This is a genomic window from Luteibacter sp. W1I16, assembly GCF_050434905.1.
GTDB lineage: Bacteria > Pseudomonadota > Gammaproteobacteria > Xanthomonadales > Rhodanobacteraceae > Luteibacter.
In genome coordinates this window covers 1,036,811-1,054,516 of the sequence record NZ_JBNDJJ010000001.1, presented here as the reverse complement: position 1 = coordinate 1,054,516, position 17,706 = coordinate 1,036,811, and the positions used below count along the sequence as shown (strand labels likewise).

Annotated in this window: 12 protein-coding genes; 4 read left to right on the top strand and 8 right to left on the bottom strand. The window is 66.1% G+C overall.

Annotated elements, in window-relative coordinates:
• Positions 1 to 129: 129 nt before the first annotated feature.
• Positions 130 to 2,730 carry a glycosyltransferase gene (locus QFZ41_RS04685; protein WP_429197678.1) on the bottom strand — a complete coding sequence of 867 codons (2,601 nt, stop codon included), beginning with the start codon at positions 2,728 to 2,730 and terminating at the stop codon, positions 130 to 132.
• A 288-nt stretch (positions 2,731 to 3,018) separates the two neighbouring features.
• A complete protein-coding gene (locus QFZ41_RS04680) occupies positions 3,019 to 3,486 on the bottom strand; it encodes a Dps family protein (protein ID WP_429197677.1) in 468 nt (155 codons plus the stop codon).
• A gap of 120 nt (positions 3,487 to 3,606) precedes the next feature.
• On the opposite strand from QFZ41_RS04680, the gene hrpA reads away from it, so the two are divergent.
• Positions 3,607 to 7,659 carry an ATP-dependent RNA helicase HrpA gene (gene hrpA / locus QFZ41_RS04675; RefSeq protein ID WP_429197676.1) on the top strand — a complete coding sequence of 1,351 codons (4,053 nt, stop codon included), beginning with the start codon at positions 3,607 to 3,609 and terminating at the stop codon, positions 7,657 to 7,659.
• 19 nt (positions 7,660 to 7,678) lie between these two features.
• Complete coding sequence (locus tag QFZ41_RS04670; RefSeq protein WP_429197675.1) at positions 7,679 to 9,784, top strand: bifunctional (p)ppGpp synthetase/guanosine-3',5'-bis(diphosphate) 3'-pyrophosphohydrolase; 2,106 nt, start codon at positions 7,679 to 7,681, stop codon at positions 9,782 to 9,784.
• 125 nt (positions 9,785 to 9,909) lie between these two features.
• Here QFZ41_RS04670 and QFZ41_RS04665 read toward each other — a convergent pair whose 3' ends face one another.
• Together QFZ41_RS04665 and proC are read right to left on the bottom strand one after the other, a co-directional pair.
• A complete protein-coding gene (locus tag QFZ41_RS04665) occupies positions 9,910 to 10,485 on the bottom strand; it encodes a YggT family protein (protein ID WP_429197674.1) in 576 nt (191 codons plus the stop codon).
• Positions 10,482 to 11,306, bottom strand: a complete 825-nt coding sequence (gene proC, locus QFZ41_RS04660) for a pyrroline-5-carboxylate reductase (RefSeq protein WP_429197673.1) — start codon at positions 11,304 to 11,306, stop codon at positions 10,482 to 10,484. The genes QFZ41_RS04665 and proC overlap by 4 nt, the downstream gene beginning before the upstream one ends.
• A gap of 116 nt (positions 11,307 to 11,422) precedes the next feature.
• Between proC and QFZ41_RS04655 the strand changes: the two genes are divergently transcribed.
• Positions 11,423 to 12,460, top strand: a complete 1,038-nt coding sequence (locus QFZ41_RS04655; protein ID WP_429197672.1) for a type IV pilus twitching motility protein PilT — start codon at positions 11,423 to 11,425, stop codon at positions 12,458 to 12,460.
• Positions 12,461 to 12,652: 192 nt separating this feature from the next.
• A complete protein-coding gene (locus QFZ41_RS04650) occupies positions 12,653 to 13,816 on the top strand; it encodes a PilT/PilU family type 4a pilus ATPase (protein ID WP_429197671.1) in 1,164 nt (387 codons plus the stop codon).
• Between the two features lie 66 nt (positions 13,817 to 13,882).
• On the opposite strand, the gene QFZ41_RS04645 is transcribed toward QFZ41_RS04650, so the two are convergent.
• The 4 genes from QFZ41_RS04645 to ruvX all read right to left on the bottom strand — a co-directional run bounded on the left by QFZ41_RS04645 (position 13,883) and on the right by ruvX (position 17,693).
• On the bottom strand, positions 13,883 to 14,251 hold the full coding sequence (locus tag QFZ41_RS04645) for a BON domain-containing protein (protein ID WP_426287090.1): 369 nt from the start codon (positions 14,249 to 14,251) through the stop codon (positions 13,883 to 13,885).
• Between the two features lie 238 nt (positions 14,252 to 14,489).
• Positions 14,490 to 16,238, bottom strand: coding sequence for a hypothetical protein (locus QFZ41_RS04640; protein ID WP_429197670.1), 1,749 nt, complete (start codon positions 16,236 to 16,238; stop codon positions 14,490 to 14,492).
• 100 nt (positions 16,239 to 16,338) lie between these two features.
• The gene (locus QFZ41_RS04635) at positions 16,339 to 17,265 is read right to left on the bottom strand and encodes an aspartate carbamoyltransferase catalytic subunit (RefSeq protein WP_429197669.1); all 927 of its coding nucleotides are present in this window, start codon (positions 17,263 to 17,265) and stop codon (positions 16,339 to 16,341) included.
• Positions 17,262 to 17,693, bottom strand: coding sequence for a Holliday junction resolvase RuvX (gene ruvX, locus QFZ41_RS04630; protein ID WP_429197668.1), 432 nt, complete (start codon positions 17,691 to 17,693; stop codon positions 17,262 to 17,264). The genes QFZ41_RS04635 and ruvX overlap by 4 nt, the downstream gene beginning before the upstream one ends.
• Between the last annotated feature and the right edge of the window lie 13 nt (positions 17,694 to 17,706).

Here is a 17,706-nt window from a genome sequence, read left to right as displayed (position 1 = left end):
TCGTGATCCAAGGCCGTGTGACACGGCCGCTAGCGGGGATGCGTCCGGCATCCCCTGACGTCAGGTCTTGGCGTAACTTACCTCGCGAGACGTGTAACGTCGATACACGAACGTGAACGGACGGCCGGCTCAGCCCGCTTCGTCGCCGGCGCGATGCGCGATCCATGCGCCGGCCAGGGCCGATACGTAAGGAATCGACTGGGCGCCGAGGATGAACATCCACAGGACGCTTTCGACGTAGCTGGTGCCGTAATGCATGCCCATGCCGATCACCGCCAGGAGCAGCGCGATGGCCATGAGGCCTTCCTCACGTACCGGCGCGAAGGCGGCGAAGCTGCTGCCGCCCATGCGGCGGCTCTTCGCTGTGACCACGAAGGCCGTTTTCTCGCGCGTGAGACCGTGCAGGATGCCACGGGCGATGGCATGCGAGAGGCCCATGCTGGCTACCGACGCCATCAGAGTGTCGTACCAGCTGCATGGCACGCGCGCGCGGTAGAGCACGATGCCGAAGATCGCCTTGGCGAAGAAGAAGCCGATCACGGGGATCAGGAACAGCTGCATCGGCAGGTTGAAGTATTCCGGCGCGTAGATCATGCCGGCTGTCCACAGCAGGCCCATCATCGTGAAGACGAAGTGCAGGGCGTCGGCGAACCAGCTGAACCAGCCGGTGAGGAAGTGGAAGCGCTGGCCGGCGGAGAGCGGGCCCTTGCGCGTCATCCAGCTCCAGCGGCCCTTGAGGATCTGCATGGCGCCGAAGGCCCAGCGATAGCGCTGGCTCTTGTATGCCTTGAAATCGGCCGGCGTGAGCCCCTTGCCCATCAATTCGTCGACGTAGACCAGTTCGTAGCCCGCGTGCATCAGGCGCAAGCCGAGTTCGGCGTCCTCGCAGATGGTCCACTCGGACCAGCCGCCCGTGCCTTCGAGGGCGGAGCGGCGGACCATGGTCATGGTGCCGTGCTGGATGATCGCGTTGCGCTCGTTGCGGTGATGCATGCCGATGCGGAAGAAACCGTCGTATTCCCACGCCGTCATGCGGCGGAAACGGTTCTTCTCGAAATCACGGTGTGCCTGCGGGCACTGCACCACGGCCACCTTGGCGTCGTGGAAGTAACCGGTGAGGGAAGCCAGCCAGTCTTCGCGGACGACGTAGTCGGCATCGATCACGGCGACCACGTCGGCGCGCTCGTCGGTGGCCGTGAGGCCGAAGTTCAGCGCGCCGGCCTTGTAGCCGGGCCATGGCTCCAGGTGGAAGAAGCGGAACTTGGGGCCCAGCTTCTTGCAGTATTCCTCGACCGGCTGCCACACCGCCGGATCCTTCGTGTTGTTGTCCAGCACGAGGACTTCGAAATTCTCGTAGTTCAGCGCCGCCAGCGAATCGAGCGTGATCTGGACCATCTCCGGTGGCTCGTTGTGGCAGGCCAGGTGGATGGAAACGAAGGGCTGCTTCTCGACCGGGTCGTGCGGCAGCATGCCGGCATGGCGTACCCAGCTGCGCCGCCAGAGCACTTCGGTGAACTCGAAGCCGTTGATCAGCAGGATGCCCAGGATCGCTATCTGGGCGGGGAACAGCAGGATCAGCATCGCCCAGTCGAACGGACTGAGGTAGAAATTGAAGGGCAGGGTGGCCGACCACACGATCAGGCCGCAGGCAAGCTGGATCAGCGCCATGAAGAACAGGCGGCCCATCAGCTTGAAACGGCTGAAGCGGATACCGAACCAGAGCATCGGGAAGAAGGCGAGGATGGAGGCGGCAAAGGCCTTCCACGGCCAGCCCACGTCCTCGGTCACGGGCCCCGTGAATGGGAACTTCAGCTGGCGGTCCGCGTTGAACATGCCCCAATAGGCGCCGGTGCGGCCCTCTCCGAGGTTTTCCTTCCAGGGCTGGTCGATGGCCTCGAGGACGTAGTAATCGTCTATGCCGTCGGCCTTGGCGGCGTTGAAGAAGGTGCGCAGGAAGATCGCCTCGTTGGAGACGCTCGGGTAGGCATACTTGTAGCGATCGCCGTTGGACGGCCAGCCGATCTCGCCGATGACGATGTGCTTGCCGGGGAACTGCGCGCGCAGGGCCTTGTAGCTCTCGATCGAGTCGGTGACGCCGGCGCGGGCCTCGATACCGTTCCAGTAAGGGAACAGGTGGACGGTGATGAAGTCGACGTGGTCGGCCAGCTCGGGGTTCTGCAGCCAGATATGGAACGGCTCGGCCACGGAAACCGGCTGGTGCACGGCGGCGCGCACGCGGTCGAGGTAGGACATGACCTGGTCGGGCTTCAGGTCGCCGCGGAACAGCACCTCGTTGCCGACGATGACCCGGGACACGGTCTTCGGGAAACGGTGCGCCTGCGCGATGAGGGCCTCGATCTCGCGCTCGTTGTTCTCGAGGCGTGTGTCGATCAGCGCGCCGGCCATCACGTCGAGGCCTTCCTTGTCCGCCAGGCGTATCACCTGGGGGTTCTCCATCATCGAATACGTGCGGATGCGTGGCGAATAGCGCTTGATCAGGCGCAGGTCCGAGTCGATTTCCGCGTCGGTGGAGACGTCGCCCTTGATGGGATTCTGGTAGCGCTGGTAGGCGGTGAACGCGAAACCGGGGATGGGACCGTGCCAGTCGCTGGGACCGTTAGGCAGGTTGGCGACGAGCCACAGCCCGAAATTCAGGGCCGCCACGAGGATCGCGAGGATCAGCGCGGCAAGGATCGGATGGCTTCGTTCGGTCGTCGTGGCAGCGCTCAAAACAATCCCCGGACCGGCTGGCCCCCGAGTGGTATCAGTGAGGTAACCCGGGGAGCTTAACGAACGGTGCGTGACGGCTCAACGCATGGCGGGCCGACCGGTCAGGCTGAACTCAGAGTAGGGGGCTGTGGCGGAAGCGTGACCCACGGAATCGAGCGGTCCGAAATGGGGCAAAACCTCAAGTTGGAAGCGATCCGGGTGGGAAGCGGCCTTGGCCGCGATGGATCTGGCCGAGAAGCCGATCGCGCGCCAGCGCGCTTCCCACCCCCAGCCTGGCTTTCGCCTGGCCTACTTCAGCAGCGAGCGCAGCATCCAGGCGGTCTTCTCGTGGTCTTTCAGGCGGCCGGTGACCATGTCGGCCGTGCCTTCGTCACCTACGGCCTCGGCGGCCTTGATGGTGTCGCGCGAGGTGGCGGCGGCGATCTCGTGGCCTTCGACCAGCTGGGCGACCATGTCTTTCCACTCCGGCACGCCGGCTTCTTCCTTGATCGAGGTGAGCTTGGCGAACTGGCTGTAGGAGCCCGGGGCGAAGATATCGAGGATGCGGATACGCTCGGCGACCTCGTCGGCGGCCAGCCACAGGGCGTTGTACTGGACCTCGAACATCGCGTGCAGGCTGTTGAACTGCGGGCCCGTGACGTTCCAGTGGAAGTTGTGGGTCTTCAGATAGAGCGAGTAGGTGTCGGCCAGGAGCTTGGACAGCTGCTTGGCGACCGCCTCGCGATCCTTCTTGGCAATACCGATATCGATGGCCATGTTGCGACTCTCCTTGGGTTTTCTTCGATCGTTGACGTGAAATCTTAACGGCCGGGCCAGTGCACGTGAAATGAAACCTTCCGATGCCGACGATAGGCGCACGCTATCATTGGCGTTCCCATGAGTACTTCCACACGCCCCGCACGTCCATCTTCTCCCGACCCGCGCCTGCGGGAGCTGCGCGACGCGCTGACCCGGGTGGCCAGCCGTGACTTCGGTCGCCTACTGGGCCGCTGGCGCGCGCTTTCGCGCAAGCCGGACCCTGCCAGGACCGACGCACTGGCGGCCGACATCGCGGCTTCGGCCGCCCGCCGCGCCGCCCGGGCCACTTCCAAGCCCCCGATCACGCTCGATGCCTCGCTCCCGATCGCCGCGCGCGCCGACGACATCGTCAAGCTGATCCGCGAGCACCAGGTGGTGGTGATCGCCGGCGAGACCGGCTCGGGCAAGACGACCCAGTTGCCGAAGTTGTGCCTTGCCGCCGGTCGCGGCGAGGCGGGGCTGATCGGCTGCACCCAGCCTCGCCGTCTCGCCGCCCGCTCGGTGGCGACGCGCGTGGCCGAGGAACTGGGCACGCCGATCGGCGACAAGGTCGGCTTCCAGGTCCGTTTCACGGAGAAGGTGTCCGACCAGGCGCTGATCAAGTTCATGACCGACGGCATCCTTCTGGCCGAGACGCAGTCGGATCCCTGGCTGTCGGCCTACGACACCATCATCATCGACGAGGCGCACGAGCGCAGCCTCAACATCGATTTCCTGCTGGGCTACCTGAAACGCCTCGCGGCGCGCCGTCCCGAGCTGAAGATCATCGTCACCTCGGCGACCATCGATACCGAACGTTTCGCGGCGCACTTCGGCGACGCGCCGGTGGTGACGGTGGAGGGACGCACGTACCCGGTTGAGGTTCGCTACCGTCCGCCGGGCGAACGCGGCGAGGGGAACGTCGCGCAGCAGATCGCCGATGCGATGGACGAGATCACGCGCGAAGATCCGCGTGGCGACGTGCTGGTATTCCTGCCCGGCGAGCGCGAAATCCGCGATACGCACCTGTTGCTGTCGCGCAAGCAGTATCGCGAGACCGAAGTGCTCGCGCTGTATGCGCGGTTGTCGGCCAACGAGCAGGATCGTGTGTTCCGCCCGGGCACGAAACGGCGCATCGTCCTGGCGACGAACGTGGCGGAGACCTCGCTCACGGTGCCACGCATCCGCTATGTCGTCGATTCGGGCACGGCGCGCGTGAAGCGCTACAGCCAGCGCGGGCAACTCGAACGCCTGCACGTCGAACCGGTGTCGCAAGCCGCGGCCAATCAGCGCAAGGGCCGCTGCGGTCGAGTCGGCCCCGGCATCTGCTATCGCCTGTACGACGAGGCCGAGTTCTCGCTGCGGCCTGAATACACCGATCCGGAATTGCTGCGATCCTCGCTCGCCAATGTCATCCTGCGCATGCTTGCGCTCGACCTGGGCGAGGTGGAGGATTTCCCCTTCCTCGACGCGCCGGATCCGCGTGTCGTCGCGGATGGATACCGCCGTCTCGCGGAGATCGGCGCCATCGGCGAGGATCGCCGACTCACCGAGGTGGGACGTACGGTGGCGCGCCTGCCGATCGACGTTCAACTGGCGCGGATGCTGGTCGAGGCACGGCGTCTGGACAGCCTCGCCGAGATCACCACGATCGTCGCCTTCCTCAGTATCCAGGATCCACGCGAGCGCCCGCCGGAAGCACGCGGCCAGGCCGATGCGGCCCATGCGCAGTTCGCCGATCCGAAATCCGACTTCGTGGGCGTGCTTAACCTGTGGAAGGGTTACCTGGCCAGCGCCGAGGAACTCACCTCGTCGAAGTTGCGCGACTGGTGTTCGCGGCACTTCCTGAGCTTCATGCGCATGCGCGAATGGCGCGAGCTGCACCGCCAACTGGTGCTGGTCATCCGCGACCTCGGCTGGTCGACCACCACCACCCAAGCCGATCCCGGCCCGTCAGGACAAGCCGGCTCGGTGGGAGCGGACCCTGTCCGCGATGGAAGCCGTCGCTCCGCCCGAATCGCGGACAGGGTCCGCTCCCACCAGAGCACCTCCCGTCAGACTGGAAAGCCTGAAAAGGGAAAAGTCACACCCGCGCCGTCCCCCCAAGGCGACGTATTGTTCGAAGCCGTCCACCGCAGCCTGCTCGCCGGCATGCCGACGCAGGTCGGGCACAAGGACGACAAGGGCGTGTTCCGCGGCACGCGCGAGCGGCGCTTCCAGGTCTTTCCAGGATCGGCACTGGCCAAGGCTCCCCCGGCCTGGGTGTTCGCCGCGCAGATCATCGATATCGGCGGACGCATCTGGGCCATGATGTGCGCCCGCGTCGATCCTTCATGGATCGAGACACAGGCAGCCCATCTGGTGAGGGCGACGGCGCGCGACGCGCACTGGTCGCGCAAGCGCGGCACCGTGGTCGCGTACGAGCAGGTCACGCTGTTCGGCCTGGTGCTGGTCGAGCGCCGGCCCGTGACCTTCCACAAGCAGGACCCCCGGCTGGCCCACGAGATCTTCGTGCGCGAGGCGCTGGTACGCGCGGACATCGACAGCCGTGCGGACTTCGTCCGTGCCAATGCGCGCGTGCTGGAGCAGGCGCACGACATCGAGGCCAAGCAGCGACGCGCCGGTCTGATCCGTTCCGACGAGGAGCTTGCGACGTTCTTCGACGGCAAGCTGCCCGTGGACATCGCCGATGTACGCGCGCTCGACGCCTGGTATCGCAAGGCTTCGCCTGGCGAGCAGGCGGCATTGCGCTGGACCCTCGCCGAAGTGATGGACAGCGGCACCGGCCTGGACCCGAAGGCGTTCCCGGCGTCGCTGGACATCGGCCAGCATCGATACCGGCTGGAATACCGTTTCGTGCCGGGCGACCCCGCCGACGGTGTCACGATCCAGGTGCCCCTGGCCTTCCTCAATGCGCTGCCTGCCGCTCGCGGCGAATGGCTCGTGGGCGGCCTGCTGGCGGACAAGGTCGCGGAGCTCATCCGTTCATTGCCGAAGGCGTTGCGCCGCAACTTCGTGCCCGCTCCCGATTTCGCGCGGGCCTTCGCCGAGGCCGAGAGCCCGCGTGACGAGCCGCTGGCGAGGGCGCTGGCGGCGTTCCTCAAGCGGACCACCGGAGTCGACGTGGACGCCGCCGCCTTCGCCGACGCCGAACTGCCCCCGCACCTGCTCATGCGTTACCGCGTGCACGACGAGGATGGCCGTACCGTCGCCGAAGGCCGCGACCTGGGCGAGATCCGCGCGCGCTGGGAAGGCAAGGCGCGCGAGGCCTTCTCACGCAAGACCGACGTCGAGCTGACCCGTGAGGACATCGTCGCGTGGGACTTCGAGGCGATTCCGCGGGAGGTTCGCTCCGAAGCCGGCCTCAAGGCGTACCCCGCGCTGGTGGACCTGGGCGAGGCGGTGGCCTTGCGCGTGTTCGAACGCGCTGACGAGGCTGCCGAGGCACATGTGGCTGGCGTGGAGCGGTTGCTTCGGCAGGCCCTCGCGCCCGAATTCAAGCGTGCGCGGCGGCAATTGCCCATCGCCCACGCACTGTCGTTGAAATACGCCCCCCTGGGTAGTATCGATGGCCTGCGCGAGGACCTGGTCGAGGGTGGATTCGCCGACCTCATCGCGGAACGCCGGCTCGATGCGCGAACGCAGGGCGCGTTCGAAGCCTTGCGCGTGGAACTGGGGCGCGAATTGTTCGGCGCCGCCATGGCGCGCCAGAAGCTGGCGGAGCCGATCATCGAGGCACAGGCCGAACTCAAGCCGTGGATGGAACCGCCGCTGATGGGCTTTGCCAAGGCAAGCTACGACGACCTGCGCGAACAACTGGCCGCCTTGCTGCAACCCGGGTTCCTCCGCGAATTGCCGTTGTCCCGGCTGGCGCACTATCCGCGCTACCTGAAGGCGATGCGGCTGCGCGGCGAGCGCTTGCGCCAGGACCCGGCGCGCGACCAGTCGCGTATGCTGCAGGTGCTGCCGTACTGGCGCGCACTGCTCAACGCGGGTGGAACCGCGCTGAACGACGCGACCTGGGACGAACTGCGCTGGCTGCTGGAGGAATGGCGGGTTTCGCTGTTCGCCCAGGAATTGAAGACGGCCGAACCGGTGTCGGCCAAGCGCCTGGCACGCGCGCTGGAGACCGCGCAGGCGGGGGCACGATGAGGAATCCCGAGGACAGGCGATGAGCGACGCACGCTCCCCCGAAGCGAAGGCCACCGCGATGCCGCTGACCGAGCGTGCGCGCGAGGCTTGCGCCGCCCTGCCGGTATCGGCGCGCGCCGAGAGCGAAACCGTCATCGAATTGCTCCGCCAGCTGGGATGCGACGACGAGACCTGCGCGTCGGCGCTGTGGTTTTCGTTTTCCAAGGCCAGTCCGGGTGCCGCCGGCGAAGCGGCGAAACAGTGGGCGCCGTCGTTGCGCCGCCTGGTCGAGGGGCAGGGTGAAGCGGAGAAGGTCTGGGCGCTGCACGCTCAACGCGGGCCGGCGAGCGGTGCCGAGGGTCTGCGCAGGCTGCTGCTCGCGATCATCCGTGACCTGCGCGTCGTCTTCGTGCTGCTCGCACGCCAGTTGGCGGCGATGCGCACGGCCATGGCCTTGCCCGATCACGAACGGCGTGAACTGGCGCAGCTCACCTCGGACATCCATGCGCCGTTGGCGAACCGCCTGGGCATCTGGCAGCTGAAGTGGGAACTGGAAGACCTGGCGTTCCGTTACCTCGAACCGGACACCTACCGGCGCATCGCGCGCCTGTTGGACGAGCGCCGGGCCGACCGCGAACATTTCATCGCCGCCAGCCTGGCGCAACTGCACACGGTGCTGGAAGGCGCCGGAATCAAGGCCGACCTGGCCGGACGCCCGAAGCACATCTTCTCCATCTGGAAGAAGATGAAGAAGAAAGGGTTGGAGTTCTCCGACCTCTACGACATCCGCGCGGTACGTATCCTGGTCGACAGCGTGGCCGACTGCTACGCCGCGCTGGGGCTCGTGCACAGCCTGTGGCCGCACCTCCCGGGGGAATTCGACGACTACGTCGCGCGGCCCAAGGGCAACGGCTACCGCTCGCTGCATACCGCCGTGCTCGGTCCGGAGGGCAAGACCCTGGAGGTGCAGATCCGGACGCACGAGATGCACCGGGCCAACGAACTCGGCGTCGCGGCGCACTGGCGTTACAAGGAAGGCGGCAGCGCCGACTCCGAGTTCGAGGCGAAGATCGCCTGGATGCGCAAGCTGCTGGAACCACGCGGCGAAGACGAGGCCGAGCTGGCGGCGGGGTTCGAAACCGAACTGATGGAAGACCGTGTCTACGTACTGTCGCCCAAGGGCGAGGTGATCGACATGCCGCGCGGCGCCACCGTGCTCGATTTCGCGTACCACATCCATACCGACGTGGGTCACCGTTGCCGCGGCGCGAAGATCAACGGCCGTATCGTGCCCCTGACCACCCAGCCGCGCAGTGGCGACCGCGTGGAAATCCTCACGACGAAGGTGTCCGAGCCCAGCCGCGACTGGCTCTCCGTGCACCACGGTTACCTCAACACGTCGCGTGCGAAGGAGAAGGTGCGTGCGTGGTTCCGCCGCGAGGCGCACGAAGCGAACATCCTGGCTGGCAAGGCCAACCTGGAAAAGGAGCTGCGCCGGCTCGCCCTGGACGATGTCGACCTGTCGAAACTGGCGGCGCATTTCCGCCTGAAGAACGTGGAAGAGCTGTACGTCACGGTGGCCCTGGGCGAGGTGACGCTCGGTCAGATCGCGCGTTCGTTGCAGGAGCCCGTCGAGCCGGAGGTCACGCAGTCGGGCAATCCGGTCGCCTCGCGGGCCGCGCAGCACGACCGGGGAGCATTATCGATCGAGGGCGTGGGCAACCTGCTCACGACGCTGGCGCGTTGCTGCCAGCCGCTGCCGGGCGATCCCGTGCGCGGATTCATCACCCGTGGCCGCGGCGTATCCGTGCACCGCGCGGATTGCGCGTCGCTGGCCCGGTTGGCGCGACGTCATCCTGAGCGTGTGATCGACGTCAGCTGGGGCAGGGTCGACGTGCAGAACTACGAGGTCGACGTGGAACTGCGCGGCTACGACCGCAAGGGCTTGCAGAAGGATGTGGCCACTACGATCAACAACGTAGGCCCGCACATCGTGGCTTCCTCCAGCCGCGTGCACGTGCGCACGGGCGAGGTGGAGATGCGCTTCACGCTACGCGTGAAGGATTACGAACAGCTGTCGACCTTGCTGGGCCGGTTGGGGGCGTTGGCGAACGTGACGGATGCGAGGCGGTTGGGCGGCAGGTAAGGCTTTGGCTGGCATGTGTCGTGTGGCGAGCGCCATCGCCGACAGGGTCGGCTCCCACCGAGCCACCATCTCTGGAGTGGCTGGCGACCTGGTGGGAGCCGACCCTGTCGGCGATGGGGAAGCCCTCAACCGCCCAGCAGCAACCGCGTACCCCAATCCGATAGCGGCTGGGCGATGAGGATGCGCGCCAGGAACAGCCCCAGCAGCACCGCCGTGGGCGAAAAATCCAGCCCGCCGATGGTAAGCCGGCCGCGCAAGGGACGGACCAGCGGCTCGGCCAGGCTCGATACCAGCCGTGCCACCGGGTGGTAACGATCCGTGGAGAGCATGCTCATCAGCGACCACACGAACACCAGCACGATCCACGTCAACAGGAAGAAATCGAGCGTCTCGGCCACGCCAGCCACCAGGATGCCCAGTGGCGCCGGGGCGACGCCCGCCAGCGCGATGATCAACACGACCTTCAGGCATTCCAGCACCAGCACGATGGCCAGCGCGGCGGTGTTGATCCGGCGCACGGGCGGCAACACCTTGCGTAGCGGGCGCACGGCCGGGTTCGTGAAACGATAGAGGAACTGGCAGATGGGATTGTGGAAGTCGGCCCGGTGCGCCTCGGCCAGCAGTCGCAAGACGAAAAGAGTGACGAGGGCGCCGAAGGCGAACTGGAGGATCAGGGCGCCCGCGTTGGTCAGGTAATTCACGTCTTAGATTCCATGTCTTCTGAAAGTTCGATGCCACGGCGACGCGCCGCGTCGACCGCGCGCGCCACGATGGCGGGGAAATGGTCGGCCTGGAAACTCTCCAGTGCCGCCTGGGTGGTGCCATGGGGCGAGGTGACGCGCTGGCGCAGGGTGGCGGCGCTTTCGCCGCTTTCGATCAGCATGCGGCCAGCGCCAAGGGCGGTCTGTGCCGCGAGCGCCCGCGCGGTCTCGCGGGAAAGTCCCTGGGAGAAAGCGGCGTTTTCCAGCGCTTCCACCAGCAGGAAGAAATAGGCGGGACCGGAGCCGGAGAGGGCGGTGACGATGTCCAGCTGGTCTTCGTCGGGCACCCAGACGGTCAGGCCCGCGGCGTCGAGCACGTGCTGCGCCTCGGCCCGTTGTGGCGCGCTTACCCGGGCGTTGGCAAAAAGGGCCGTGGCACCGGCGCCGATCATGGCCGGCGTGTTTGGCATGCAGCGAACGACGGGCAGGGCGGCGTCGAGCCAGCGCTCGATCTGCTGGATACGGATGCCCGCGGCGATCGAGATCACCACGGGACGATACTTCTGCACCACGGCGCGCAGGTTCCGGCAGACATCGGCCAGCATCTGTGGTTTCACGGCCAGCACCAGGATGGAGGCACCTTCAGCGGCATCGCGGTTGTCGGTGTACGTGGCCACCCCGTATTCGCGGGATAGCTCGTGCAGGGCCTCGGCACGAGGTTCGGCCACGGCGATTCCGCCGGGCTGGGCGCCGTGGCGGATCATTCCGGCGATCAACGCGGTGGCCATGTTGCCGCCGCCGATGAAGGCGATCCGATTCATGGGGGTATTCGCTCCGTTGGCGACGAGGTTCACATACACCGAAGCATATACGGTGCCGCGCCTTGCCGCCGACCCCCGGGCATGGTTACCTATGCCCACCAAGATAGGGGACCTCAATGGATATCGCCGAACTCCTTGCCTTCTCCGTGAAGAACAAGGCCTCCGACCTGCACCTTTCCGCGGGTCTTCCGCCGATGATCCGTGTCGACGGCGACGTCCGGCGAATCAACATACCGGCGCTGGAACACAAGCAGGTCCACTCGCTGATCTACGACATCATGTCGGACAAGCAGCGCCGCGACTATGAGGAATTCCTTGAGGTCGATTTCTCCTTCGAGATCCCCGGCCTGGCCCGCTTCCGCGTCAACGCGTTCAACCACAATCGTGGCGCGGGCGGCGTATTCCGTACCATTCCTTCCGAAGTGCTCACCCTGGAAGACCTGGGCGCACCGAAGATCTTCCGTGACCTGATCGAGCAGCCACAGGGCCTGATCCTGGTCACCGGCCCCACTGGCTCGGGTAAATCGACGACGCTGGCGGCCATGGTCGATCACGTCAACAAGAACGAATACGGCCATATCCTCACCGTCGAGGACCCGATCGAATTCGTGCATACCTCGCAAAAGTGCCTTATCAACCAGCGCGAAGTGCATCGCGACACGCACGGATTCAACGAGGCATTGCGTTCGGCGCTGCGCGAGGATCCCGACTACATCCTGGTGGGCGAGTTGCGCGACCTGGAAACCATCCGCCTGGCGCTCACCGCCGCGGAAACCGGGCACCTCGTCTTCGGCACGCTGCACACGTCCTCGGCGGCCAAGACCATCGACCGCATTATCGACGTGTTTCCCGCGGGCGAGAAGCCCATGGTCCGCTCGATGTTGTCCGAGTCGCTGCGAGCGGTCATCTCGCAGTCCCTGCTGAAGAAGGTCGGCGGCGGCCGCATCGCCGCCCACGAGATCATGGTGGGCATCCCGGCCATCCGTAACCTGATCCGCGAGGACAAGGTGGCCCAGATGTACTCCTCCATCCAGACGGGCCAGCAGTACGGCATGCAGACCCTGGACCAGAACCTGGCCGACCTGGTCAAGCGCGGACTCATCACGCGCCAGGAAGCCTCGACCTATGCGAAGAACAAGGAAGGCTTCCGCTAAGAGGCCCGTCTTCAGTGGAGGGCTTGCCGCCTTCGGGTGGGAAGCGGCCTCGGCCGCGATCGGGGCTTGCGGCAAGCGCCCATCGCGCGCGAGCGCGCTTCCCACCAGGCGGTCTCTGCAGGCTGCAATCCACTAGGTATATGATCGCGGAACAGGGGCGCCGGCCCGGTCCGGCAATGGGAATACCAGGCCATGAGCGACTTCGATTTCACCTCCTTCCTCAAGCTGATGGTGCACAAGCAGGCATCCGACCTGTTCATCACCGCCGGTGTCGCACCATCCATGAAGGTGCAGGGGCGCATCGTCCCCATCACGCAGAGCCCCCTGTCGGCGCAGCAGTCGCGCGACATGGTGCTCAACGTGATGACCCCCGCGCAGCGCGAGGAATTCGAGAAGACCCACGAGTGCCAGTTCGCCATCAGCGCGTCGGGCATCGGACGTTTTCGCGTGTCCTGCTTCTACCAGCGCAACTGCGTCGGCATGGTGTTGCGCCGGATCGAATCGAAGATTCCCACGCCGGAAGAACTCAACCTGCCGCCGGTGATCAAGCAGCTGGCGATGACGAAACGCGGCATCATCATCTTCGTCGGCGGCACGGGTACGGGTAAATCCACCTCGCTGGCCTCGATGATCGGCTACCGCAACCAGAATTCGACGGGCCACATCATCACCATCGAGGACCCCATCGAATACGTGCACAAGCACGAGGGTTGCATCATCACCCAGCGCGAACTGGGCATCGACACCGACAGCTGGGAAAACGCCCTGAAGAACACGCTGCGCCAGGCGCCGGACGTGATCATGATCGGCGAAGTGCGCACGCGTGAAACGATGGAACACGCGATCAACTTCTCGGAGACGGGCCACCTGTGCCTGTGCACGTTGCACGCGAACAATGCGAACCAGGCGCTCGACCGCATCCTGCACTTCTTCCCGGAAGACCGCCGCCAGCAGCTCTTCATGGATCTCTCGCTGAACCTGAAGGGCGTCGTCGCGCAACAGCTCATTCCCACGCCCGACGGCAAGGCACGCCGTGTCGCGGTGGAAGTGCTTCTGGGCACGCCACTCGCGCAGGATTACATCCGCCAGGGCGAGGTGCACAAGCTCAAGGAACTGATGCGCGATTCCAACCAGCTGGGCATGCGCACCTTCGACCAGAGCCTGGTCGAGCTCTACCACGCCGGCGAAATCTCCTACGAGGACGCCCTGCGCCACGCCGACAGTTCCAACGAAGTGCGCCTGCGCATCAAGCTCGCCCAGGGCGGCGATGCGCATACGTTGTCGCAGGGCCTCGAAGGCGTCGAAATCGACAAGAGCAACGACCGCAATACCTTCGGCGGCATGTTGCACCGGTAAACCTACACACCGTAATAAAAGAGGGAGCCTTGCGGCTCCCTCTTCGTTTTCACGTTACGCGGCCGGTTACTTGGCGGCGGACGACGAGACGGTCAGGCCGCTGGCGTCGACGCTCTTCACTCCCTTGATGCCCTTGGCGATCTTCTCGGCGTGGCTCTTCTCCTTCGCCGTGGCGACCGTACCGGTCAGGGTGACGACGCCGTCGCTGGTGCTCACCGAGATATCGGTGGCCTTCACACTCTTGTTGGCGGCGAACTCGGACTTGACCTTCGTGGTGATCCACGTGTCGTCGGCCTTGCCGGCGACAGTCTGGTTGTCGCCCTTCGAGGAAGCCGCGGCGGAGTCCTGGGCATACACCTGCGCGAACGGGACCGTGCCGAGACCGGCGACGAGGGCGGCGGCGAACAGAGCCTTACGGAGGGTGGCATGGTTCATGGGTGACTCCTTCATCTCGCACTGAATGGACTGGCGATGGCGCCACGCACTGTGGCTGCCGGTTCGCGGGGCCTATGGAAACAGCGCATCCGTGAACGATTCGTGCCGGGCAAATCCGGCCGTTCAGGTTAGTAAAGTTCCGCACCATCGGCTTGCAAACCAACCCCTTGGGAGACCCTTCCCACCAAAAAAAAGCGCCCCACTAGGGGGCGCTCGTTTGTCGCTCGGTGACGATCGCTTACTTGTATTCGACGGCGCCCGAGATCACCAGGCCCTTCTCGTCCACGTGCGCTTCGCCGCCGACCTGCACGATGCGCGCCGCCTGTGCTTTCATCGCGTCGAACTGGACCTTGGATCGCTGGGCGGCCGCGGTCTGCGTCGCCTGGTCGTCCGGTGCTCCATCGGCGCCGGAGGCATCGTCCATCGCCTTGGCGTAAGCGTTCGCCTTGTCGGCCATCACGTCGACCCAGGCGCGATACATGTCGCCGTTGAGGTGCAGGCGGGTGAAGCGGCCCGCGTCGCCGATCGGTCCCATCAGCATCTCGTCGAGCTTGGCGTCTTCGCCTTCGCCCATGCCTACCGCGATGGCCTGGCCGTTCATCGCCGCCCAGCCCGGCATGCCGAGCATGGCGCTGATGTTCTGCGGCAGCGGGGCGGGCTTGCCGTCACCGGCGAGCTTGAAATCGCCACCGAGCATGGCCTGGCCCATCGCCAGCAAACCGGCCGGATTGCGCGTGGCGAGCAGGACGCGGCCGGTGAAGGTCGGCATCTGCTGGCCCGCCGCGGCCGGCTTGAACGAATCCAGCACGATGCGCACGCCACGGATGTCACCGAAGGGCGGGATCGCCGCCTGCTGCATCGTCGAACCCAGCTTGGCGAAGCCGTCGTTCATGTTGACGAAGGCGGGGCATTCGAAAGGCTTCGCGGCGACCGCCTCGGACTGAGCGGTGAAGAACGTGCGGATCTGCTCGACCGGTAGTGCCAGGCTGATGTCGAACGGAGCGCTGGCGTCCTTGCCCAGGCCCGGCAATTCCACCTTCAGGCCCGAGAAGGCCTTGGTGATGTCGTCGGCCAGCGCCACGTCCACGCGCTGCTCCTGATGGTGCAGGTCGAGACGCGTATAGCCGAAGCTGAGCGACGGCACTCGTGCCGCGATGCGCGAGGCTTCCGTCTGGCAGCTTGGCGGCAGTTCGGGAACGGGCTCGCCGGTCTTGGCCGACTGGTGCTTCATGAAGGCGGCGAAGAGCGGGTCCTTGCCGGCGGCCACGAGGGGCAGCAGGCGGACGAGGTCGACCTGGCCGACCGCGTAGTCCTTGTAACCCTTGTCCTTGGCGAGATCGGCGAGGCGGCCGTCGTCCTGCAGGCTCTTTTCGGGGCGATCGACGCCGAGGGCCTGGCGGACCAGCGGCTGCGCCGCGTCGGCCGGGAGCAGCGAGACGACCGCCTGCTTGCCCACGGTCGCGATCACCAGCTGCACGCCGGAGTCGGACAGGGTCACGTGGCGGTAGGCCTGCCCACCCGCGTCGGCGGTGTCCAGCTTCTTGCCGTAGGCGGTCTCGAGACGGCCCACGAAGGCGTCCCATGCCGCCGGATCGGCCAGCGCCACGCGCGCGACCGGGCTGAGGCCGAGACCATAGATGGCCGAGCCCGTTTTCACGTCCAGACCCATGTTCTTCAGCGCGGCCTCGGCGGTCTTGCCGTCGAATTCGGCGGCGAAGGCCTTGAGCAGGCGTGCGCCTTCGGCATTGCCCTTGGTTTCGAGGTCCTGCGCGACGGACTTCATCTGCGCGACTTGGGTGGGAAGCTCGGTGTTGGCCTGCGAGAGCATCGCCTCGTAGGCGTCGTCGTCGAGCTTGTCGAGGTTGGACAGCACGTAGGGCGTATCGGCCGGCACGAAAGCCAGCGGGGCGTCCTTGTCCTTGTGGCCGCAGGCCGCCAGCAGCACGCTGGCGACGCCGAGCGCGATGAGTCGCTTCGTCGGTCGCATCTTGTATCCCATTGTTTGGTTTCCCTTGGTGCGGCCATTATGCCGGAACCGCGGCGCCGCCACGCGCCCGCCGGCGCGGCGGGCGCAAATTCTTACGGGTCTATCGGCCCATGACCTCGGCCAGCACGGCCATCCGCACGAATACCCCGTTGCCTACCTGCTCGAGGATGCGCGATTGCGCTCCGTCGGCCACGTCGGTCGCGATCTCGATCCCCCGGTTGATCGGGCCCGGGTGCATGACCAGGCAACCCTTCGCCGCCTTGGCGAGGCGCCGGGTGTCGAGGCCGAAGCGGTCGAAATAAGCGGCTTCGTCGGGCAGGTCGGTGGCGGCCATGCGCTCTTTTTGCAGGCGCAGCATGATGACGACGTTCGCCCCGTCGATGGCTTCGTCGAAGTCTTCGTGATAGGTGACGTTGTCCAGTTCGCCCTCGGTGGGCAGCAGCGAGGACGGCCCCACGAGCCGGATGTCTTTCGCGCCCAGGGCCGTGAAGGCATGCACGTCGGACCGCGCCACGCGTGAATGACGCACGTCGCCGCAAATGGCGATGCGCAGCTTGCGGAAGTCCGGGTGGTGGTTGCGGATGGTCAGCGCGTCGAGCAGTCCCTGGGTGGGGTGGGCGCGGTTGCCGTCGCCGGCGTTGACCACGGCGACGCCGCTCATCGCGTGGCGCACCAGGGACTCGGGCGTACCCGATTCCTTGTGCCGGACGATGATCGTGTCCAGGTGCATGGCCTCGAGCGTATGCAGCGTGTCGAACAGTTCCTCGCCCTTGGCGGTCGACGAGAAACCGATGTCGAAGTTGATCACGTCGGCGCCGAGGCGGCGCGCGGCGAGTTCGAACGACGTGCGCGTGCGCGTGGATGGTTCGAAGAAGAGGTTGAGCACCGTCCGGCCCGCGAGCAGGTCGAGTTTCCGGGTTCCATGCGCGGTGGCCTCGCGCATGCTGTTGGCGCGGTCGAGTATCCGCTCGATGTTTTCGCGAGGCAGGTTCTCGAGGGTGGTCAGGTGGCGCAGGCGTTGTGTCATGACGTCCCCAAGGTGGTTAGAAGATAGGACTCGAGGATGACCGCCGCCGCCTCGGCGTCGATCGACTTCGCATCCGAGCGCTTGCGCGTGCCCGCCGCGCGGCCGGCGGCGAAACGCCTGGCGGCTTCCTGCGAACTCATGCGTTCATCCGCGAAGGCCACCGGGAGGGTGTAGCGCTCGCCGATGCGCTCGGCGAAACGGCGTGCCGTGCGGGTCATCGGCTGCTCCTTGCCCTCGTTGTCGAGCGGCAACCCCACGACCAGCTCAGCTGGCAACCATTCGCGACGCAAGGTGTCCAGCGCGTGCCAGTCGGGTTCGCCGTCGCGCACGGGCACGGCGGCGAGCGCGCGGGCGGTGCCGGTCAGGCGATTGCCGACGGCGACACCCACGATCTTCGTCCCGACATCGAAGCCGAACAGGCAGCTCATCGTGCCCCGTGAG